The organism is Belnapia rosea (genome assembly GCF_900101615.1).
Taxonomy (GTDB): domain Bacteria; phylum Pseudomonadota; class Alphaproteobacteria; order Acetobacterales; family Acetobacteraceae; genus Belnapia; species Belnapia rosea.
This window is the reverse complement of the sequence record NZ_FMZX01000002.1, coordinates 322,901-341,819: the sequence shown is the minus strand read 5'-3', so window position 1 is coordinate 341,819 and position 18,919 is coordinate 322,901. Positions and strand designations below refer to the sequence as shown.

Annotated in this window: 26 protein-coding genes; 9 read left to right on the top strand and 17 right to left on the bottom strand. The window is 71.8% G+C overall.

Annotated elements, in window-relative coordinates; all coding sequences use genetic code 11:
- Position 1 precedes the first annotated feature (1 nt).
- From BLR02_RS07790 to BLR02_RS07770, 5 genes are read right to left on the bottom strand one after another with little or no spacing between them, the layout of a single operon-like run.
- A complete protein-coding gene (locus BLR02_RS07790) occupies positions 2–754 on the bottom strand; it encodes a flagellar biosynthetic protein FliR (RefSeq protein ID WP_090662160.1) in 753 nt (250 codons plus the stop codon).
- Positions 754–1,026 (bottom strand): flagellar biosynthesis protein FliQ, encoded by a 273-nt coding sequence (gene fliQ / locus BLR02_RS07785; protein WP_090563221.1) that lies wholly within the window; start codon positions 1,024–1,026, stop codon positions 754–756. The genes BLR02_RS07790 and fliQ overlap by 1 nt, the downstream gene beginning before the upstream one ends.
- A gap of 17 nt (positions 1,027–1,043) precedes the next feature.
- Positions 1,044–1,334, bottom strand: coding sequence for a flagellar hook-basal body complex protein FliE (locus tag BLR02_RS07780; protein WP_090563219.1), 291 nt, complete (start codon positions 1,332–1,334; stop codon positions 1,044–1,046).
- Entirely contained in the window at positions 1,334–1,741 is a 408-nt protein-coding gene (flgC, locus tag BLR02_RS07775) for a flagellar basal body rod protein FlgC (protein WP_090563217.1), read from the bottom strand. The genes BLR02_RS07780 and flgC overlap by 1 nt, the downstream gene beginning before the upstream one ends.
- A gap of 17 nt (positions 1,742–1,758) precedes the next feature.
- Positions 1,759–2,139: a flagellar basal body rod protein FlgB gene (locus BLR02_RS07770; RefSeq protein WP_090563215.1), complete on the bottom strand. Its 381-nt coding sequence runs from the start codon at positions 2,137–2,139 to the stop codon at positions 1,759–1,761.
- Positions 2,140–2,224: 85 nt separating this feature from the next.
- On the opposite strand from BLR02_RS07770, the gene BLR02_RS07765 reads away from it, so the two are divergent.
- The 3 genes from BLR02_RS07765 to fliP are packed head-to-tail and all read left to right on the top strand — an operon-like array spanning position 2,225 to position 3,492.
- Entirely contained in the window at positions 2,225–2,458 is a 234-nt protein-coding gene (locus tag BLR02_RS07765; protein ID WP_090662157.1) for a hypothetical protein, read from the top strand.
- Between the two features lie 30 nt (positions 2,459–2,488).
- Positions 2,489–2,755 carry a flagellar biosynthetic protein FliO gene (locus BLR02_RS07760; protein ID WP_090662154.1) on the top strand — a complete coding sequence of 89 codons (267 nt, stop codon included), beginning with the start codon at positions 2,489–2,491 and terminating at the stop codon, positions 2,753–2,755.
- Positions 2,752–3,492 carry a flagellar type III secretion system pore protein FliP gene (fliP, locus tag BLR02_RS07755; protein ID WP_408735509.1) on the top strand — a complete coding sequence of 247 codons (741 nt, stop codon included), beginning with the start codon at positions 2,752–2,754 and terminating at the stop codon, positions 3,490–3,492. Before BLR02_RS07760 ends, fliP begins: the two co-directional genes overlap by 4 nt.
- Before the next feature lie 19 nt (positions 3,493–3,511).
- On the opposite strand, the gene speE is transcribed toward fliP, so the two are convergent.
- The 9 genes from speE to BLR02_RS07710 all read right to left on the bottom strand — a co-directional run bounded on the left by speE (position 3,512) and on the right by BLR02_RS07710 (position 11,417).
- Positions 3,512–4,381: a polyamine aminopropyltransferase gene (gene speE, locus BLR02_RS07750; RefSeq protein ID WP_090563208.1), complete on the bottom strand. Its 870-nt coding sequence runs from the start codon at positions 4,379–4,381 to the stop codon at positions 3,512–3,514.
- Between the two features lie 70 nt (positions 4,382–4,451).
- Positions 4,452–4,907, bottom strand: a complete 456-nt coding sequence (gene speD, locus BLR02_RS07745) for an adenosylmethionine decarboxylase (protein WP_090563207.1) — start codon at positions 4,905–4,907, stop codon at positions 4,452–4,454.
- Between the two features lie 156 nt (positions 4,908–5,063).
- Positions 5,064–7,847, bottom strand: a complete 2,784-nt coding sequence (locus BLR02_RS07740) for a hypothetical protein (protein ID WP_090662151.1) — start codon at positions 7,845–7,847, stop codon at positions 5,064–5,066.
- A complete protein-coding gene (locus BLR02_RS07735; protein WP_090662148.1) occupies positions 7,847–8,440 on the bottom strand; it encodes a protein phosphatase CheZ in 594 nt (197 codons plus the stop codon). The genes BLR02_RS07740 and BLR02_RS07735 overlap by 1 nt, the downstream gene beginning before the upstream one ends.
- Positions 8,433–8,813, bottom strand: a complete 381-nt coding sequence (locus tag BLR02_RS07730) for a chemotaxis response regulator CheY (RefSeq protein ID WP_090563202.1) — start codon at positions 8,811–8,813, stop codon at positions 8,433–8,435. Before BLR02_RS07730 ends, BLR02_RS07735 begins: the two co-directional genes overlap by 8 nt.
- Before the next feature lie 30 nt (positions 8,814–8,843).
- Complete coding sequence (locus BLR02_RS07725) at positions 8,844–9,437, bottom strand: MotE family protein (protein ID WP_090563200.1); 594 nt, start codon at positions 9,435–9,437, stop codon at positions 8,844–8,846.
- Positions 9,437–9,865 (bottom strand): DUF6468 domain-containing protein, encoded by a 429-nt coding sequence (locus BLR02_RS07720; protein WP_090563199.1) that lies wholly within the window; start codon positions 9,863–9,865, stop codon positions 9,437–9,439. Before BLR02_RS07720 ends, BLR02_RS07725 begins: the two co-directional genes overlap by 1 nt.
- A 2-nt stretch (positions 9,866–9,867) precedes the next feature.
- Positions 9,868–10,929, bottom strand: coding sequence for a flagellar motor switch protein FliM (fliM, locus tag BLR02_RS07715; protein WP_090662145.1), 1,062 nt, complete (start codon positions 10,927–10,929; stop codon positions 9,868–9,870).
- Positions 10,926–11,417: a flagellar basal body-associated FliL family protein gene (locus tag BLR02_RS07710; protein WP_090563197.1), complete on the bottom strand. Its 492-nt coding sequence runs from the start codon at positions 11,415–11,417 to the stop codon at positions 10,926–10,928. The genes fliM and BLR02_RS07710 overlap by 4 nt, the downstream gene beginning before the upstream one ends.
- Positions 11,418–11,473: 56 nt before the next feature.
- On the opposite strand from BLR02_RS07710, the gene flgF reads away from it, so the two are divergent.
- The 4 genes from flgF to flgH are packed head-to-tail and all read left to right on the top strand — an operon-like array spanning position 11,474 to position 14,788.
- A complete protein-coding gene (gene flgF, locus BLR02_RS07705; protein WP_245704676.1) occupies positions 11,474–12,322 on the top strand; it encodes a flagellar basal-body rod protein FlgF in 849 nt (282 codons plus the stop codon).
- Positions 12,323–12,334: 12 nt separating this feature from the next.
- Positions 12,335–13,120, top strand: coding sequence for a flagellar basal-body rod protein FlgG (gene flgG, locus BLR02_RS07700; RefSeq protein WP_090563195.1), 786 nt, complete (start codon positions 12,335–12,337; stop codon positions 13,118–13,120).
- Positions 13,121–13,127: 7 nt separating this feature from the next.
- On the top strand, positions 13,128–14,063 hold the full coding sequence (gene flgA, locus BLR02_RS07695) for a flagellar basal body P-ring formation chaperone FlgA (RefSeq protein ID WP_090662140.1): 936 nt from the start codon (positions 13,128–13,130) through the stop codon (positions 14,061–14,063).
- Between the two features lie 2 nt (positions 14,064–14,065).
- Positions 14,066–14,788, top strand: a complete 723-nt coding sequence (gene flgH, locus BLR02_RS07690; RefSeq protein ID WP_090662138.1) for a flagellar basal body L-ring protein FlgH — start codon at positions 14,066–14,068, stop codon at positions 14,786–14,788.
- 8 nt (positions 14,789–14,796) lie between these two features.
- Here the strand turns inward: flgH and BLR02_RS07685 are convergent, their stop codons facing one another.
- A complete protein-coding gene (locus BLR02_RS07685; protein ID WP_176849432.1) occupies positions 14,797–16,218 on the bottom strand; it encodes an aminotransferase-like domain-containing protein in 1,422 nt (473 codons plus the stop codon).
- A 171-nt stretch (positions 16,219–16,389) separates the two neighbouring features.
- Here BLR02_RS07685 and BLR02_RS29350 point away from each other — a divergent pair, with 171 nt between their 5' ends.
- The gene (locus BLR02_RS29350; RefSeq protein ID WP_176849431.1) at positions 16,390–16,605 is read left to right on the top strand and encodes a DUF1127 domain-containing protein; all 216 of its coding nucleotides are present in this window, start codon (positions 16,390–16,392) and stop codon (positions 16,603–16,605) included.
- 3 nt (positions 16,606–16,608) lie between these two features.
- Here BLR02_RS29350 and BLR02_RS07680 read toward each other — a convergent pair whose 3' ends face one another.
- Positions 16,609–17,244 carry a glutathione S-transferase family protein gene (locus tag BLR02_RS07680; RefSeq protein ID WP_090662135.1) on the bottom strand — a complete coding sequence of 212 codons (636 nt, stop codon included), beginning with the start codon at positions 17,242–17,244 and terminating at the stop codon, positions 16,609–16,611.
- Positions 17,245–17,277: 33 nt separating this feature from the next.
- On the opposite strand from BLR02_RS07680, the gene BLR02_RS07675 reads away from it, so the two are divergent.
- Positions 17,278–18,003 carry an SOS response-associated peptidase gene (locus BLR02_RS07675; RefSeq protein WP_090662133.1) on the top strand — a complete coding sequence of 242 codons (726 nt, stop codon included), beginning with the start codon at positions 17,278–17,280 and terminating at the stop codon, positions 18,001–18,003.
- Here the strand turns inward: BLR02_RS07675 and BLR02_RS07670 are convergent.
- Positions 17,993–18,919: a dihydrodipicolinate synthase family protein gene (locus BLR02_RS07670; protein WP_090662130.1), complete on the bottom strand. Its 927-nt coding sequence runs from the start codon at positions 18,917–18,919 to the stop codon at positions 17,993–17,995. The two genes, BLR02_RS07675 and BLR02_RS07670, sit on opposite strands and share 11 nt — an antisense overlap.

Genomic DNA, 18,919 nt, shown 5'->3' with positions numbered 1-18,919 from the left:
CCTAGCCCGGCAATGCGAGGGAGGTGCCGGCGGCGGCGAGCCAGACGGCGATCATCGCCGGCAGCAACAGGCCGAGCAGCAGCAGACCGCCCAGGATCTGCCCCGGCGCGGCCATGGTGAAGACCTGCACCTGCGGTGCCAGCCGCGCCAGCAGGCCCAGCGCGACATTGCCGAGCACGGACGCCAGCACCAGGGGTGACGCCAGGCGCAGAGCCAGCGACAGGCTATCGGCGACCGCCTGCGCCACCGATTCGGCGCCGCGGTCCAGCACCAGCGGGGCGCCGGGCGGCAGCGACTGGTAGCTCTCCGCCAGAGCCCGCAACGGCAAGGCATAGAGCCCGCCGGACAGCACCAGCACCGCGGCGAGCAGCGTGAACAGCCGCCCCGTCGCCGTGGCCTGCGCCCCAAGCACCGGGTCGGCCTGCAAGGGGCTGGCGAGGCCGACCATCAGCCCGACCATCTGCCCCGCCTGCCCCAGCGCCAGCGACACCAGCCGCGCCAGCAAGCCGAGCCAGAGCCCGATCGCCGTCTCCATCAGGATCAGCCGCAGCAATTCCGGTAGCTCAGCCGGCAGGCCTGGCAGGTGCGGCGCCAGTCCTGGCAACAGCACCGCCACGAGCGCCAGCAGCAGGGCCAGACGGATGCTGGCCGGTATATCCTGTTCCCCAAGCCCTGGCAGCAGCAGCACCGCCCCTCCCAGCCGCGCCACCAGCAGCACGGCGTGGAAGGCGAAATCCGGCAGCGCCTCCGGCATCAGGGCTGCCCGCCCACCGCGACCATCCGGTCGAAGAGCGACGCCGCGTAGCCCCGCATCGACCCCACCATCGACGGGCCGAGCAGCAGCAGCACGACACCCAGCACGACCAGCTTCGGCAGGAAGGCAAGAGTCGCCTCCTGGATCTGCGTGAGCGCCTGGAAGACCGAGATCACCAGCCCCACGGCCAACATGGCGATGAGCGGTGGGCCAGCGAGCTGCAGGGCCATCCACAGGGCCTCCCGCACCGCCAGGGCCGATTGATTGTCCATGCCCCGCGCCTCCTGCGTCAGATGGGCATCCGCATGACGTCCTGATAGGCGGAGACGACACGGTCCCGCAGCGCGACCGCCGTCTGCAGGGCAAGCTCGGCCCGCGAGACGGCCATCACCACCTCCGAGACGCTGCCCTGGCCGGTCAGGGCCTGGGTGCTGGCCGCATCCGCCCCGCGGCCGAGCTCGACCGCACCTTCGACGGCCCGCTGCAGCGTCGCACCGAAGCCGCCCTCGGCGGATGCCTCCGGTGACACCGTCGCGCGATAGGCCGCTGCGGCCTGGAGCGGCGCGACCGAGCCGATCATCAGCGCAACGCCTCGATGGTGCGCGTCAGCATGCCACGCGTGGTCTCGAGCACCGCGAGATTGGCGCTGTAGCTCCGCTGCGCCTCGCGCATGTCCATCGTCTCGACCAGGCTGTCGACATTCGGCCGCTTCACATAGCCCTGCGCATCGGCCGCCGGGTGTGACGGGTCATGCACCTGTGGAAAGGCGCCTGATGCGGTGCCGATCCGCCGCACCTGCACGGTCTCGGCGCCGAGGCTGCGGTCCAGCCGGTTGGCGAAGGTGACGGTCTTGCGGCGATAGGGGTCGGCCCCGGGCGAAGGCCCGGTGCTGTCCCGGTTGGCCAGATTCTCTGCGACGACCCGCAGCCGGGTAGCCTGGGCCTGCATGCCGGCGGCGGAAATACGCAAGGCGCTGTCGAGATCCATGGTCAGCCTCCTCCATCCTATTGCGAGCGGCCAAGGGCGGTTCGGAACAGGCCGACCCAGCGCCGGTAGAGGCCGGTCGCCAGGGCATGCGCCGTGTCCGTATCGGCAATTTTCATGGCTTCCCGGTCGAGCGAGACGGCATTGCCGTTCGGCGCTCGGTCGGTGGCGGCGCGGTCCGGCCGCGACCGGGCCGCGCCGCCCCCACCGAGATGCTGACCATCCGTCCGCGCCAGCTTGAAGGCGCCGAGCAGGCTCTGGCGGAAATCGCCCAGGTCGCGCGGCGAGTAGCCGGGCGTGTCCGCATTGGCGATGTTCTGCGCCAGCACGCGCTGGCGCTCCTCGAGCCAGGCGATCCGGCGCTCCGCGAGGGCGATGGTGGGGTTGCGCGTCAGGTCCATGCGGCGATGCTGCGCCCCCTCCCCGAAGATTCGGTTAAGGCGCCCCACAAGGCTTCCTTAACCGTTGCGGGCGCAGGTTCGGTGCATGACGCAAGCCACCCTTGCCGCGATCGAGGCGCTCTACGATACCGTCGTGATGGCGCGGGTCCTCGCCAGCAATGGACGAGCAATCGACCTCGCCGGCCTCGATGCGGAGGCCGGGGCGCTCTGCGCCACCATCACCCGGCTCCCGCGCGACCAGGCCCGCCTGCTGCGCCCGGCGCTCAAGGCCTTGGCGCAGGAGGTCGAGGGCCTCGCCGCCGCCTTGCCGCCTCCATGATCCCTACCCACCCCGCTGGCAGGATGCCGCATGACAACCGAAACCGGAGCGTGGCTCCAGGCCGCCGGAGCATTGGCGGCCGTCCTCCTGCTGCTGGCCATCACGGCGCGCGGCCTGCGCTGGGGCGGCCTCGCCGCGCGCCCCGGCCGACGCCTCGCGGTGCAGGAGGCGCTGGCGCTCGATGGCAAGCGCCGCCTGCTGCTGCTCCGCTGCGACGGGCGCGAGGTATTGGTCCTCACCGGCGGTGGCCAGGACGCCCTGTTGGGGTGGCTTCCTGCGCAGGATGACGCGGCATGATGCGGCTCGGCCTCGGGCTGCTGCTCGCCGGCTGGGCCCTGCCGGCCGCCGCGCAGAGCGTCAACCTCGATCTGGGCGGCGCCGGCCAGGCCGGTGCCACCATGCGCCTTGTGCAGCTCACCGCGCTGATCGGCCTGCTTTCGCTGGCGCCCTCCCTGCTGGTGATGGTGACGGCTTTCACCCGCATCGCCATCGTGCTGTCGCTGCTGCGCAGCGCGATCGGCGCCCAGGGCGTGCCGCCGAATCCAGTGCTGATCGGGCTGGCGCTCTTCCTCACCTTCTTCGTCATGCAGCCGGTGATGGAAGCAAGCTGGCGCGACGGGCTAGCCCCGATGATGGAAGGCCGCATCGGTGAGCTGGACGGCCTTGCCGCCAGCGCGGAGCCCTTCCGCAGCTTCATGGCGAACCAGGTCCGGGAGGGCGACCTGGCCCTGTTCCTCGATCTCGCCGGACTGCCACAGGCCGCCGAGACGGCGCGGCCGGATCAGCTGCCCTGGCGGGCCCTGCTGCCGGCCTTCCTGGTGGGCGAGCTGCGCCGCGCCTTCGAGATCGGCTTCCTCGTCTTCCTGCCCTTCCTCGTCATCGACATGGTCGTGGCGAGCCTGCTGATGTCGCTCGGCATGATGATGCTGCCGCCGAGCGTCGTCTCGCTGCCCTTCAAGCTGATCTTCTTCGTGCTGATCGATGGCTGGCGGCTGGTGGCCGGCAGCCTCGTCCAGGGCTTCGCCAGCGGATGACGGCAGGATGTCCCCAGCCTCAGCCGCGTGGCAGGTGCTCGGCGATATAGGGCGGCAGGTTGAAGGCGCCGCAATGGATCTCGGGCGTCCAGTACCGGGTGGCACCAAGGATGCCGGCCGCCTGCGCCCGTTCGCGCACCTCGCCGACCGTGGCCGCGCGCAAGGCCGGGTCTTTCGCCGCCCAGCCCAGCGTCATGAAACCACCGACATAGGTCGGCACCGCCGCGACATAGGCGAAGACGTCGGCGAAGGCCTTGGCGCGGCGCAGGCTGGTCTCGTGCAGCTCATCGGCCTGCATGAAGGGCACGCCGCACTGGTTCACCACCAGCCCATGCTCGCTCAGCAGCCGGGCGCAATTGGCATAGAACTCGTCGGTGAACAGCACCTCGCCGACGCCGATCGGGTCCGTGCTGTCGACGATGACGACGTCGAAGCTGCCAGCCTCGGCCTGGCGCACGTAATCGATCCCGTCACCGACGATGACCTCGGCGCGCGGGTCGTTCCAGGCATCCCCGGCGATACCCGGCAGGTACTCCTTGGCGAGGCGGATCACCTCGCCATCGATCTCGACCATCACCGCTCGCTCGACGGTGTTGTGCTGCAGCACGCGGCGCAGCACGCCGCCATCGCCGGCGCCGATGATCAGCACCCGCTTCGCTGCGCCATGCGCCAGCAGTGGCACATGGGTGAGCATCTCCTGGTAGACGAATTCGTCGGCCTCGGTGATCTGCACCACGCCATCGAGCAGCATCACCCGGCCATGGGTCTCGCTTTGGAAGACCATGATGTCCTGGAAATCGCTCTGCACCCGCGCCAGCTCCCGCACCACGCGGAAGCGCTGGCCCCAGGCGCTATACAGCGTCTCATTCACCCACGAATCGGTCGCCATGGAATGCCCCTGAAACAAAGAGGGCGGGACCTTAAGGCCCCGCCCCGACCCCTGCATGCACGGTTCGATGTCAGCCGATCAGGCCGCGCTTGTGCTCCGCGAGCTGGACACGGCCCGGCATGAAGCCGCGCTTCAGCACCGGAATCGCCTTGTACGGGTTGCACTCGCCGCAGACGAAGATGTCGAGCGCCGCGTAGTCCCGCTCCGGCCAGGTGTGGATGGAGACATGGCTCTCCGCCAGCACCAGCACGCCGGAAACGCCGCTATTCGGGCCGAAGTGGTGAAAATGCCCGTGCAGGATCGTAGCACCCGTGGCGATCGCAGCCTCGCGCAGCACCGCATCGATATGCTCCGGGTCCGCCAGGTTGGTGGCATCCCACAGATCGATGATCAGATGCGTGCCGGCGAATTTGACGCCATCACGGGAAACAAAATAGTCCTTAGCCTCGCTCACCGAGGTTTCAGAATTCTGGGCTTCGCTCGGGAGCAACTCCGAGACCATCCCCAGTTGGAGAAGAGCGTCCATCGCGGGCTCCTATTCCCACCAGCAGATGACCAGGGTGATCGGGGATCGATCAGGTCAACGGGGCGCGCATATGAGGCACGGGGGACCGGGACGCAAGTGAAAATTGCCCCCAGCGGCCGAAAATTTTGCCGCCCTCCCCCGCGTCCGACGCGGGACTTAGCGTGTAACCGGGCCGCCTGCCCGCAATGCCTCCAGCCGGGCCGGGATCGTTCTGAACAGCGACATCTCCCGTTGCAGCCGTGGCAGGTCAGCCAGACCCCGCAGTTGCTCCGCCGTGAGCAGCGCCAGGGCCGCACCCCAGGGCTCCTCCGTCATCCGCGGCGCGTGATCGGTGCGTAGCGCGGCCAGGCCCGCCTCATCGCCGGCCAGGACCAGCATCGCGGCCTGACGCAGCAAGAGTTGCCGATGCGCCGTATCAAGCGATGCCGGGGCTGCGGGCAAGGCGAAGCGCAGGTAATTCGCCAAGGCGGCCGCGGCTGCCGGCCAGTCCTGCCGGTCGGCCAGCAACTCCGCCAGTGCTTCGGCACCCGCGGGGCCGAGGGCATCGAGACCGGCGACGGCCTCCTCCATGCGCCCGAGCCGTGCCTGGGCGCGCGCGGCGAGGATCGTGCGGTCACGCGCCAACGCATCCGGCAGGGGCTGTACGGCGCTATCGTGCAAGGCGGAAAGCGCCGCGCCGGCATCGCCCTCGGCAAGTCGCAGCGCCGCCTGGCGCAGCCCGAGCCCCGCACGCGCCGCACCCGTATTGCGCAGCGCCGCCTGGCCCAGGAGCAACGCCGCCCTCTCCGTCAGGTCAAGCGCCACGAGCCGGTCCGCAAGCTGCAGGATCGCCGCCTCGCCGACCGCGTCATGCGGCAACAGCTCTGGATAGGCGTCGAACAGGGCGACGGCGCCGATCGGCGGTTCCTGCTCCAGCGCCGCCAGGAAGGCCGCGCCGATCGCCGGCCGCAAGGCTGCGGCATGGCCGGGGAACAGGGCTTCCGTCTCCCGCAGCAAGGCCAATGCGCCACGGGCATCCCGTGCTCCGCGCCGCAGCTCCGCCACGCGCATCCGCGTCACAACCTCCTCGGCATCGCCACGCCAGGCGAAAAGCGTAGCCTCCAGCGCCCGTGCCGCCTGCCCGGCATCGATCTGTTGCGTCGTCAGGCGCAGCTCGATCGCGCGGCGCAAGGCGCGGGCCCGCGCCAGCCTGTCCCGCCCCCGGGCAATCTCGTCATAGCCGGCCAGCGCGGCGGCCGTGTCCCCGCCGGCTTCGGCCAGCATGGCGCGTGGCAGCGCAAGTTCCGGCAGTGGCCCGGCCTGATCGAGCAACTGCCGCAGGGACTCCGTCGCGCCTGCCTCGGCCAGGGCCTGTGCTGCCAGGGGCAGCAGGCGCGAACGCAACGCCTCCGCATAGTCGAACAAGACCGGAAGGCTGGCGGCGAGGCCCGGTGCCGCCAAGCCGGCCTGCCCTTCTGCGGCCAGCAGCAGCATGCGCCACAGGTTGAGCTCGTCGCTATCCGGCAGTTCCGGCTGACGCAGCACCACGGCCTGCGGCAGCCGGCCAGCCAGCAGCGCCGCGGCACCGCCCAGCGCGGTCAGCCGCGCATCCCGGGCCGCCTGCGGGTCCTCCGATTTGGCCAATTCCGTCATCGCCTGGGCTTCCTGTGGCAGGCCGAGCGCCAACAGGATCTCCGTCGCCGCCCGGCGCAGGGGCAGCCGGCCGAGGCTTGGCGCAGCGCCGATGCTCGCCTGCAATGCGCGCAACCGCTCAAGCATCTGTGCGGGCGCCATGCGCGGGAATTCGAAGCTGCGCGTCATCGACGCTGCCGTCGGCATTTCCGCCGCGGCAAGATCGAGCGCCAGCGACCCGGTTCCGGCGCCGATCAGGAAGCCACTCCCGGTCGCCTGCATGACGACCCGATCGGCCCGTGCCAATACCGCAGCCCCGAGCATTGTCTGCGGCAGGTCCAGCTCCGGCAGGCGCCTCGCCACGGGCATCACCTGGCCGATCTCGCGCAGTGTGCCAAGCAGCAGGGGCAATCCGCTCTCGGGATCGGTCACGGGCACGACACGTCCGGGCTGCCGGGCCCGCAGCACCAGCCGAGGCGCTGCGCCGTCCTCCGCCTCGACCGGTATCGCCCGCCCGGCCGCCTCCGCGTCATCAGCCGGGCGTACCGCTTGCAGGATCCACCCGGTTGCCTCCCTCCGGGCCCGCAGCTGGCCGGATGAGGCGAGTGGCAGGCGCAGCAGCGTGGCACCGCCCAGCGCCTCCGCCTCCAGCGCGGCGAAGATCGGATCGTCGCGCAAGGCGGAGAGATTCAGAGGCTCGCCGCTGTCGAACAGGGCGAGCACCTGTCCGCCCCGGCGCAGGATGGCCAAGCCGGTCGTCGGTGGGTAGGGCAGCAGGATGGCGCCTCGTTGCGCCAGGGGTCGCACCGGCAGCGCACCGGGTTGGGGCAGAGCCACCGGCGCGGCAAGCGGAACCGGCGCTGGTGCCGGCATCGATGCCGGCGGTGGCATCGGCGTCGCCACGGCCGGTGATGCCGCCGCAACCGCCTCCGGCGCCCTGCCGCGCCGCTGCGGCGGCGCCGCCTGCGCGGAGGGCACGGGGCGCTCGGCGACGGGGTCCATCGCATCAACCACCAGCTTAGGCCCGACGCGGAAGACACGGGCCCGCGCCCCGGGCCTGAGCCCGATGCGGACCGCATCCCCCGCCGCCGTCACATCGAGGATGTTGCGGGGCGGCCGCCTTGCGCCATCGAGGTTGATGGCGGCACCGGCCGGGAATTGCAGCACCACCGCATCCTCGCCCTGCTGCATCCGGTAATCCGGTGCCGTCCGCCAGTCGAAGACGATGCGCCCATGGCCCGGATGATTGCCGACCCGGACCCCGACGATCTCCTGCGCCCAGGCACCAGGCGCCATGAGCAGCATGGCGAGCAGCGGCGCCCAGCGCATCAGTCGAAACTCGCAAGCAGCCGGTCGATTTCCGCCTGCGAGGACCCGGCGCCCGGCAATTGCGGGCCATTGGCCAGCTCCTCGCCTTCGGTACGCGCCGCCGCCGGCACCTCGGGCTCGGGCACAGCCTCGCCGCCCGAGCGGCCGAAGCTCTGCGTCACCGCCGCGACCCGCCTCTCGATGGATTTCAGCGCCGACACCACCTTGCCGATGCGCTGGCCGGTGATGTCCTGGAAGCTGCAGGCCTCGTAGATGCGGGTGACGGCGCCCGAGAGCGCATCGGCATCCGCGCCCTTCAACCGCGCCTGCAGGCCCTCCAGCACCTCGCAGCAGTCGAGGATCTCGTTGGTCGCCGTCGCGGTGTGGCTGACAACCGCATCCAGCTCATCCGTCGCGGTCGGGATATGGCTGGCATTGATGTCGTCCACGCGGAGCGCGGCGATCTCGCTCTTCGCCCGCGCCACCTCGCGCCCGAGCGCCTCGAGCTCGCCGAGCAGCGCCGCCTCGGTCACCGTCATGTCGCCCGAGAGGCTGCCGAGCACCGCGCGCACCGCGGCCTCGATCCGGTCGCCACCGGCCTCGCCGTCAGGCATGGGTCAGCACCTTCTCGATCTTGCCGCGCAGCGTCTCGGCATTGAAGGGCTTCACGATGTAGTTGGAGACGCCGGCGGCCTTGGCGGCGACCACGTTCTCCGTCTTGCTTTCGGCGGTGATCATGATGAAGGGCGTATCCTTCAGCCTGGCATCCGCCCGCACCTCCTTCAGCAGGTCGAGCCCGGTCATCGGCTGCATGTTCCAGTCGCTGATGACGAGGCCGAATTGCCCGGCCCGCAGCTTGGCCAGCGCCTCCTGCCCGTCGGATGCCTCCTCGACATTGTCGAATTCCAGCTGCTTCAGCAGGTTGCGGATGATGCGCAGCATCGTCTTGTAGTCATCGACGATCAGCACGTTGGTGGTCTTGTCCATCGCGGTCTCCTTGTCCCTTCGCGCCTGTCCTCACTCCACCGGCCGGGCACGATGCCGGGCCAGCTCCGCCGTCAGCAGCCGGGCGCGATCGGGCTTCATCGCGCCGAGCACGGGTGCTGCCTTCGCCTCCCGCATCCGGTCCACCAGCTGGACCAGGACGGGCATCTCGAGATCATCGAAGATCGCCGCCGCATCGCGCGGCCGCATGCCCTCGTAGAGCTTCACCATCTGTCGCCAGCCGGCTTCCTCGCGCTCGGTGCGGGCCTGCTCCGCCGATTGCAGGCGCTGCTGCAGCGCCCCCAGCTCCTCGATCCGCTGGCCAAGCCGCCGCTCGGCTGCGGCTACCACCATCTCCCGCGCCGCCAGCGCCTGGTCGCGGCTGTCGAGTTCGGCACGGCGGGCGCGCAGCCCTTCGAGCAGGGCGCGTTCCGCCCGCTGCTCCGCCGTCGGCTCCTCGGGTGCCGGCGCTGGCGCGGCGGCGGCTGGCGGCGGGGTCGGGCTGCTCGCCAGGGCCGTCGCCAGGCCAAGGGGTTGTGGCCCGGGCAGCAGCGCCGCCAGCTTCGCCACCAGCAAGAAGCAGGCGGCGGCCAGCGCCGCCGGCAGCAGGCGCGGGCGAAGGCGCATCACCGGCCACTCCGCGCGCCAGCCAGGCCCTGGCTCAAGGCCCGCAGCAGGTCGCGCTCCGCCTGGCTCGGCACGGCCGCAGCCGGCTCCGGTGCCGCCATCGGCCGTGCCATGCGCACCAGGCCCTCCAGCCGGTCCGCCAGCCCCTCGGCCCGCTCGACCAGGTAGCGGAGGTCGTCCCGCATCGGCTCCGCCGCGGCCAGCCGCTCGGCCACCTGCCGCCCGGCACCCTCGGCCGTGGCCCGCAGGCGGAGCGAGGCCGCCTCCGCCATCCGCACCGCCTCGCCGAGCCCGGCGGCGCTCGCCTCCAGCGCTTGCCGGTCGCGCCGCACGGCGGCCAAGGTCCGCTCCAGCTTGAGGATACAGGGGATGGCGCCGGCCAGCAGGCCGATCAGCAGAAGCTGCGCCGACCACTCATACCAACCCATGCTCAGGCCTCCGCCTTCTGGCGCAGCTCGCGCAGGATGCGGACGGCCATGCGGTTCTCCCGCCGTCCCAGCTCCGCCTCGAACATCGTCACCTCGCCGCAGCGCAACCGCACCGGCGCGCCGGGCGCGGTGTTCAGCGTGATGCGGTCCCCGCGCTGGAGAGACATGACGGCGGCGAGCGGCATGGTCTGCTCGTCCAGCACCACATCCATCGACATCTCGGTGTGCCGCAGCTCCTCGGCGAGATGGGTCTCCCAGATGCTGTCGCGGCCGAATTTCTCGCCCATGAACTGCTGCAGCAGCAGCTCGCGGATCGGCTCCAGCGTCGCATAGGGCAGCAGCAGCTCGATCTTGCCGCCGCGATCCTCCATGTCGACGCGCAGGCGGGAGAGGATGCAGGCATTGGACAGGCGCGAGACGGCAGCGAAGCGCGGGTTGACCTCCAGCCGCTCGAAGCGGAAATGCGCCGGCGAGAGCGGGCTGAAGGCATCCGACAGGTCGGCCAGCACCACGGTGATCAGCCGCTCGACCAGCGTCCGCTCGATCGTCGTGTAGGGCCGCCCCTCGATGCGCATCGCGGCCGTGCCGCGCCGGCCGCCGAGCAGCACATCGACCACCGAGTAAATCAGCGCGCTGTCCACCACGATCAGCCCGTAATTGTCCCACTCCTCCACCTTGAACACCGCCAGCATCGCCGGCAGCGGCACGCTGTTCAGGTAGTCGCCGAAGCGGAGCGAGACGATGCTGTCGATCGAGACCTCGACATTGTCGCTGGTGAAATTCCGCAGCGAGGTGGACATGATGCGCACCAGCCGGTCGAAGATGATCTCCAGCATCGGCAGGCGCTCGTAGGAGACGAGGCCGGCGCTGACGATGCGCTGGATGCCCGACTGCTCCTCCTGCTGCGACGGCCCGCCACCGAAGCCGAGCAGGCTGTCGATCTCCTGCTGGTTCAGCACGCGCGTCGAATCCGGGGTCATGGCGGCAGGCTGGGCCTCGGCCGTCCCCTCGGTCTCCAGCGCCTCGCCCCAGGCGGCGGCCAGGTCGTCTTCCTCGGTGCTCATTGCAGCAGCAGCTCCGTGAAGAGGATGTCGGTGACGCGGGCCGGCGGCACCGCCAGGTTCGCGCGGGCGATCAGTTCCTCCCGCAATCGCTGCGTGCCGCTGCTGCCGCGCAGCTCCTCCGGCCGCAGCTCCCGCAGATAGGTGGTGAAGAGGTCGAGCAGCCGCGGCATCGCCGCCTGCACGGCCGCCGCATCCTCGGCGCGCGCCAGCTCCAGCTTGCTGCGCAGCTTGATGTAGCTGGCGCGGCGCCCGCTGACACTGAGATTGGCGACGATGTCCGGCATGTCGAAGAAGACCGGCGGCCGCGGCGCCGGCACCGCCGGGGCCTGCTCGGCGGCATGCGCCTCCTCCTTGCCGTGCAGCAGCGCCGGCAGGATGCCGCTGAACCAGAGGCCGGCGCCGATCGCAACCAGCAGCAGCGGCAGGGCAATCAGCAGCAGCTTCTTGCCCTTGCCTCCCCCTTTTGCTGGCTTCGCCTCCTCCGACATGCCCCACCCCGGTCCACCGATGGCGGCAGTCTCTCCTCCCAGCCCTTAAGGAAGCCTTGCGAGGCAGGAAGCGCCGCATCGCCCGGCAAGTCCTGCCGGCCACGGCAAGCCTCGCCGCCCCGCCGCCCCGCCAGGGCTGGCACGGCCATTGCCCCTGCCTTGCCGAGCAGGAGAGCCCGATGGACCAGCCCGGCTATGTCATTCTGTCCCGCCTCAGCGCCCAGATGCGCGCGACCCAGGTGCTGGCGAACAACATCGCCAATGCCGACACTCCGGCCTTCCGTGCGGAGCGCCCGGTCTTCGCCGCCCATCTGACGCGCGCCAGCGGCGAGTCGCCCGCCATCGCCTACAGCCTCGACCGCGCCACCTGGCGCGACACCCGCCTGGGTCCGGTTGCCACCACCGGCAACCCGCTCGATGTCGCGCTGCGCGGCGAGGGCTTCTTCGTGCTCGAGACCCCGAGCGGCGAGCGCTACACCCGCGCCGGCCGCTTCACCCAGGACCAGGCCGGGCGGCTGACCGATGCCGATGGCCATGCCGTGCTCGGCGCCGGCGGAGCCCCGATCACCTTCGCCCCCGGCGATACGCGCATCGAGATCCAGGGCGACGGCACCGTCCGCAGCGAGAACGGCGTCATCGGCCGCCTGCGCGTCGTCCGCTTCGCCGATCCGCAGCGGCTGCGCGCCGAGGGCAACCGCCTCTACGCCGCCGAGGACGCGCCGGAGGAGGTGCCTCGGCCCCTCCTCGTCCAGGGCGCGGTCGAGGGCAGCAATGTCAGCCCGATCACCGAGATCACCCGCCTCACCCAGGATGTGCGGGACTTCCAATTCGCCACCCAATTCGCCGAGCGCGAGGGCGACCGGCTGCAATCGGCCATCGACCGCATCCTGCGCCGCCGCAACTAGAGGACACCGACCATGCGCGCCCTGCAGATCGCCTCCACCGGCATGATGGCCCAGCAGACGAATGTCGAGGTCATCTCGAACAACATCGCCAATATGAGCACCACCGGCTACAAGCGCCGCCGCGCCGAATTCGAGGACCTGCTCTACCAGAACATCCGCCGCGTCGGCTCCCAGTCCTCGGAGACAGGCTCGATCCTTCCCGCCGGCGCGCAGATCGGCCTTGGCGTCAAGACCGCCGCCATCTACCGCATCGGCGAGCAGGGCAGCCTGTCGCAGACCGACAACCGCTTCGACCTTGCCATCCGCGGCAACGGCTTCTTCCAGATCCAGCTGCCCTCGGGCGAGACGGCCTATACCCGCGCCGGCACCTTCGGCCTTTCCGCCGAGGGCCAGCTGGTGACGGCGGAGGGTTTCCCGCTCGTCCCCGCCATCACCATCCCGGCCGCCGCCGTTGATGTGACGATCAACGCCGCGGGCGAGGTGCTGGCCAAGCTCGACGGCCAGGTGGCGCCGCAGAATGTCGGCCAGGTGCAGACCGCGATCTTCGCCAATGAGGGCGGGCTCGAGGCGGTGGGCGACAACATGCTGCTGGCGACGCCCGCCTCAGGCCAGGCGCAGATCGCCGCCGCCGGCCAGCCCGGCCATGGCCAGGTGCTGCAGGGCTTCATCGAGACCAGCAACGTGAACGTGGTGCAGGAGATCACCCAGCTCATCACCGCGCAGCGGGCCTATGAGATGAACAGCAAGGTCATCACCGCCGGCGACGAGATGCTCTCGACCCTGTCGCGGATGCGCTGAGGCAGCCATGCGCATCCTCCCCCTCCTCCTCCTGCTTGCCGCCCCCGCCGCGGCACAGGAATTCGCCGTGCTCCGCCCGCAATCCCTGGTCGAGGCGCCGGTGCTCCGCCTTGGGGACGTCTTCGATGGCGCCGGCCCGCGCGCCGCGCAGCCGATCGGCGCCAGCCCCGCCCCCGGCCGCCGGCTGGTGCTGGAGGCGACGCAGCTCGCCGCCCTCGCCCGCGCCCATGGCCTCGCCTGGCGTCCGCTCTCCGGCTACGACCGGGCGGTGGTGGAACGCCCCGGCCGCCCCGTCACGGCGGAGGAGATCGCCGCCACCCTGCGGCCGGAGCTGCTGCGCCTCGGCATGGCCGCGGAGGCGGAGCTGGATTGCGGCCCGCTGCTGCCCCCCATGGTCCCGCCCGGCAGCCCGCCCCGCCTCGCCGCCGAGGCCGTCGCCTTCGACCCCGCCACTGGCCGCTTCGCCGCCACGCTGACCGTGCTGGCGGAGGGCATGCCGGTCCAGCACCAGCGCCTCGCCGGCCGCGCCATCCCGACCCTCCCCGCCGTCATCGCCACCCGCCGTCTGGCCTCGGGCGAGGTGGCCGGCCCCGGCGACCTCCGCGCCACCCGCCTCCGCGCCGACCGCCTCCGCCCCGGCCTTGCCGAGCGGCCGGAGCAGGTGCTCGGCCAGCAGCTCCATCGCCCGGTCGCCGCAGACCAGCCCATCCCGCTGGCCGATCTCGGCCCGCCGGCCCTGGTCGAGAAGAACGCCCTCGTCACCATGGTGCTGGAGAGCCCCGGCCTCTCGCTCAGCGCCCAGGGCCGTGCGCTGGAGGCGGCGCCGCGCGGCGGCCTCGTCCCGGTGATGAACCTCGCCAGCCGCGCCGTGGTGGAGGGGCAGGTGATCGGCCCCGGCCGGGTGCGCATCGCCCCCGGCGCCGCGCCGCTGCGGGGGCCATGACGATGCGCGCCGCCCTCCTGCTCCTCCCCCTCGCCCTGGCCGGCTGCGGCTCGCTCGAGCGCCTCTCCCGCATCGGCCGCCCGCCCGAGCTGTCGGAGGTCCGCAACCCGACCGCCGACCCAGCCTGGCGCCCGGTCTCCATGCCGATGCCCCAGGCGCAGGAGGCGGCGCTGCCCGCCAACAGCCTCTGGCGCCCGGGCAGCCGCACCTTCCTGCGCGACCAGCGCGCCGCCCAGGTCGGCGACCTCGTCACCATCCTAGTCAGCATCTCGGACGATGCGCAGCTGCAGAACCGCACCCAGCGCACGCGCAACGGCACGGACAGCCTCGGCATCCCGCAGGTTTTCGGCATGCAGACCCGCTGGCTGCCGCGCGGGGCCGACCCGTCGAGCCTGCTCGATTCCAAGGGCGGCCAGACCAGCGACGGCAACGGCACGGTGAAGCGTGGCGAGACGGTGAATCTCCGCCTCGCCGCGACCGTCACCCAGGTGCTGCCCAACGGCAACCTCGTCGTCACCGGGCGGCAGGAGGTGCGCGTCAGCGCCGAGCTGCGCGAGCTGGCCGTGCAGGGCGTCATCCGCCCGGAGGACATCGCCAGCGACAACACCATCCGCCACGACCGCCTGGCCGAGGCCCGCATCGCCTATGGCGGCCGCGGCACCCTGTCGGACCTGCAGCAGCCGCGCTACGGCCAGCAGCTCATGGATGCGATCCTGCCCTTCTGACCCGCCGGCTATGCCATATCGGCGCTGGCCCTGATCGCATGGCCCAGCACCTCGAACATGCGCGGCTCGGCGGAGCGTGCGGCGTTGAAGCGAAGGTGCCGGCTCGGCCCGCGGTCGGGGCGGAACAGCGTGCCGCGCGCCAGCAGCAGCCCGTGGTCGAGCGCCGCCCGGTGCAGCGCCTCCGGCTCGCAGCCCGGCGGCAGCGCGGCCCAGAGGAAGAGCCCCGGCTCCCCCTCCGCCGCCAGGCCGAAGCCGAGCCCCTGCAGCCGCGTCACCGCCTGCGCCCGCGCCGCCGCCAGCTTCGGCCGCAGCCGGTCGAGCCAGCGCCGGTACTGGCCGGAGGCCAGCAGCTCGGCCAGCAGCGCCTCCATCAGCGGCGGCAGCGCCGGGGCGCATAACAGCTTCGCCTGCAGCAGCGCCTCGATGATCGGCCGCTCCGCCGCGATGAAGCCGAGCCGCGTCGCCGGCCCCACCATCTTGGTGAAGGAGGAGAGATAGATCAGCCGCTGCCCGCCAGCCAATTGCAGCAGCCGCACCGGATGTCCGGGGTGCAGGTCGGCATAGGTGTCGTCCTCCACCAGCAGCAGCCCGTGCCGCTCGGCGATCAGCAGCAGCCGGTGCAGCGTGGCGGCGGAGGCGGTCCAGCCGGTCGGGTTGTGCAGCACGCTCTGCACCAGGAACAGCTTCGGCCGGTGCGCCCGGCAGGCCGCCTCCACCGCCTCCAGGTCCGGCCCATCCGGGTGCCACGGCACCGGCAGCAGCCGCACCCCCATGCGGTCCAGCATGGTGTAGAATTTGAAGTAGCCTGGGTCCTCCGCCAGCACCGTGTCGCCCGGCTGCAATTGCGTGCGGAGGATGAGGTCGAGCGCCTGGGTGCCGCCCAGCGTCGTCAGGATGCAGTCCGGCGAGACCGGCATGGACTGCCCCGCCAGCCGCAGCGCGATCTGCTCGCGCAGCGCCACGTCGCCGCGCGCCGTGCCGTCGCAGGCCAGCAGCTCCGGCATGCGCCGCTGCACGCGGTGCAGCACCGCCGCCGGCCAGGCCTCGCGCAGCCAGCTCTCCGGCAGGTAGCCATTGCCGGGCTTCCAAAGGGCCGGCGGCCCGAAGCTGCGGAAGCTGACCGCCTCGTCGCCCACATCCGGGTCCGCCCCCCGCCCGGCCGGCGCCGGGCCGACCGCGGCGACGAAGGTCCCCGCCCCCGGCCGCGGGGCCACCAGCCCGAGCGCCCCCAGCCGGTCATAGGCCTCCACCACCGAATGCACGCTGCAGCCGAGCCGCCCCGCCAGCGCCCGCACCGAGGGCAGGCGCAGCCCCGCCGCCAGCGCCCCGCCACGGATCATCGCGCTGAGTTTCTCGACGATCTGCTCGACCACGGGCTGGTCCCGTTCGAGCCGGAGGCTGCTCAGCGTGGCGGGCAGGGTCGTCGACATGGTGCCAGCCTGCGGCCTCCGCCCCCGCCCCGCAAGCGACACCGCACCGAACGGCCGCCACACTGTGCCGCTCGCCGGCCAGTACAGTTTGCCACCGGGAGGGCCGGCCGTTCCGGGACCGCGCCCGGGCCAGGATGCATCCTCCTGCGTCCCAACCGGGAGAATGGAGCCATGCAGTCCGTCCTTCGTACGCCCGCCCTCGCCCTTCCCGCCAGCCTCACCCGGCGCCCGCTGCGCGTCCGCGCCATGGCTTGGCTGCGGCTCGGCCTGGCCCGGCGCCGCGAGCGGCAGTACCTCGCCGAGATGGAGCCGCGCATGCTGCGCGACATCGGCATCGGGCCGCATGATGCCCATCGGGAGGCGCGGAAACTCTGGTGGGAGGTGTAGCCCCTATCGCGGCTTCGGCGGCGGCGGCTCGGTCGCCGCCACGCTCGGCCGCGCCAGGTGCCGCCGCAGATAGCCGGTGAGGGCCGGCAGCCCGGCCATGATCCGCCCGGCCTCCGGCAGCCGGGCGATGTAGTAGAGGATCGGCACCAGGAAGGCATCGGCGAGGGTGAAGCCATCGCCCGCCAGATGCCCGGTCGGCGCCACGCTGCGGTCGAGGAGGTCCAGTTGCTCCCCCAGCGCCGGCAGCGCCGCCGCGATCGCCGCACCATCCGGCGCCCCGTCCGGCGTGCCGGGGAAGACATGCGCATAGAGGTAGCGGCGCATGCAGAGCGGGTCGATCGCCGTGTTCACCAGCGAGACCCATTGCTCGACCAGCGCCGCCGCGGCCGGCTCCTCCGGAATCAGCCTTGGCCCGGGGAAGGCGCGGTCGACATAGGTGCAGATCGCCTTGCTCTCGCAGAGCAGCAGCCCGCCATGCCGCATCGCCGGGATCTTGCCGAAGGGATGCAGCGCCCGCATCTCCGGCGTGTTGGGGAAGCCGCGGGTCAGCCGGTACTCCACCCCCTTCTCGGCGCAGGCGATGCGGCAGGTCCAGACGTAGTTGCTGCGCGCCACGCCGATGATCTCCAGTTCCGCCATCGCGTTCCCCTTGCCCTGCTGTAGGATGCCCCGATGTGCGGACGATACTTCCAGCAGCGCGGCCCCGCCTATGTCGCGCGCTACTTCGAGACGGTGAACCCCCTCCCCAACACGCCGCCGAGCTGGAACCGCGCCCCGACCCAGGAGGCGCTGGTGGTCCGCCGCCATCCCGAGACCGGCGCCCGCCATCTCGACCCGCTGCGCTGGGGCCTCGTCCCCCGCTGGGCGAGCGACCCCTCGGTCGGCAGCAAGATGATCAATGCCCGCTCCGAGGGCATCACGGAGAAGCCCTCCTTCCGCGAGGCCTTCCGCCGGCGCCGCTGCCTCGTCACCGCCGACGGCTTCTACGAATGGCGCACCGAGGGCCGCGCGAAGCAGGCCTTCGCCATCGCCCTCGCGGGCGGCGAGCCGATGGCGCTGGCCGGCCTCTGGGAGGGCTGGCGCGCGCCGGACGGCAGCATCCTCCGCACCTGCACCATCGTCACCGGCGAGGCGAACGAGAAGCTCTCGGCCCTGCACCACCGCATGCCGATGATCCTGCCGCGCGAGGCCTGGCCCGCCTGGCTCGGCGAGGAGCCGGCCGAGCCGGAGGCGCTGCTCGCGCTCCTCAAGCCCTGGCCGGCCGAGGGCGTCCTCGCCTGGCCCGTCTCCAGCCGCGTCAACAAGGTGGCGGAGAACGACGCGGGCCTGCTGGCCCGCGACCCCTTCGCCATCCCCCCGGCGGGCCTCGACGACCCGCCGCCCGCCTTCACAGAGTGACGGCCGGGTCCCGCGCCGCCAGCCGCCCGAGCAGGTAGTCCACCTCCGCCCGCGTCTCGGCCGAAAGCTTCGGCCCCGGCGCCCGCAGCGCGTCGGAAGCGATGATGCCCCGCCGCATCAGCACGTATTTCCTGACGGCGAGGCCGAGCCCCGGCTGCAGCTCCGTGCGGATCAGCGGCAGATGCAGGTCGAAGAGGTCCTGCGCCGCCTCGCGCTCCCCCTTCGCCATCAGCTCGCAGACCCGCACCAGCATCTCCGGCACCCCATAGCCGGTCATGATGCCATCCGCCCCGCGTGCCAGCTCCTCGGGCAGGAATTGCCCGCCGAGCCCGCCGAGGATGCTGATCCGCCGCATCCGCCCCTCCTCCGAGAGCCGCCGCAGCGCGGTGATCTTGTCGAGCCCGGGCCAGTCCTCCGCCTTCAGCATGACGAGGCGCGGGTCCTCGGCCATCCGCCGGATCATCTCGACGGACATGAAGATGCCGTTCGCCTGCGGATAGTCCTGCAGCACATAGGGCGCGTCGCCCACCGCCACCGCAGCCTGGGCGATGTAGGAGACCACGGCCTCGTCGCCCCGGAGCCCCGGCGTCGGCGCGATCATCACCCCCGCCGCCCCGGCCTCCATGGCGCTGCGCGCCAGCGCCCGCATGCTGGCGAAGCCGGGCGAGGAGACGCCGACCACCACCGGCACGCGGCCACCGACGCGGCGCAATACGCAGGCGGTGAACTCCACCGCCTCGGCCGCATCCAGCTTCGGCGCCTCCCCCATGATGCCGAGGATGGTGAGGCCGCTGGCGCCGGCGGCCAGATAGGCCTCCACCATCCGGTCGGTGCTGGCGAGGTCGAGCGCGCCATCCGGCGCGAAGGGCGTCGGCGCGATGACGAAGACGCCCCGGGCGTTCATGTCGAGCTGCAT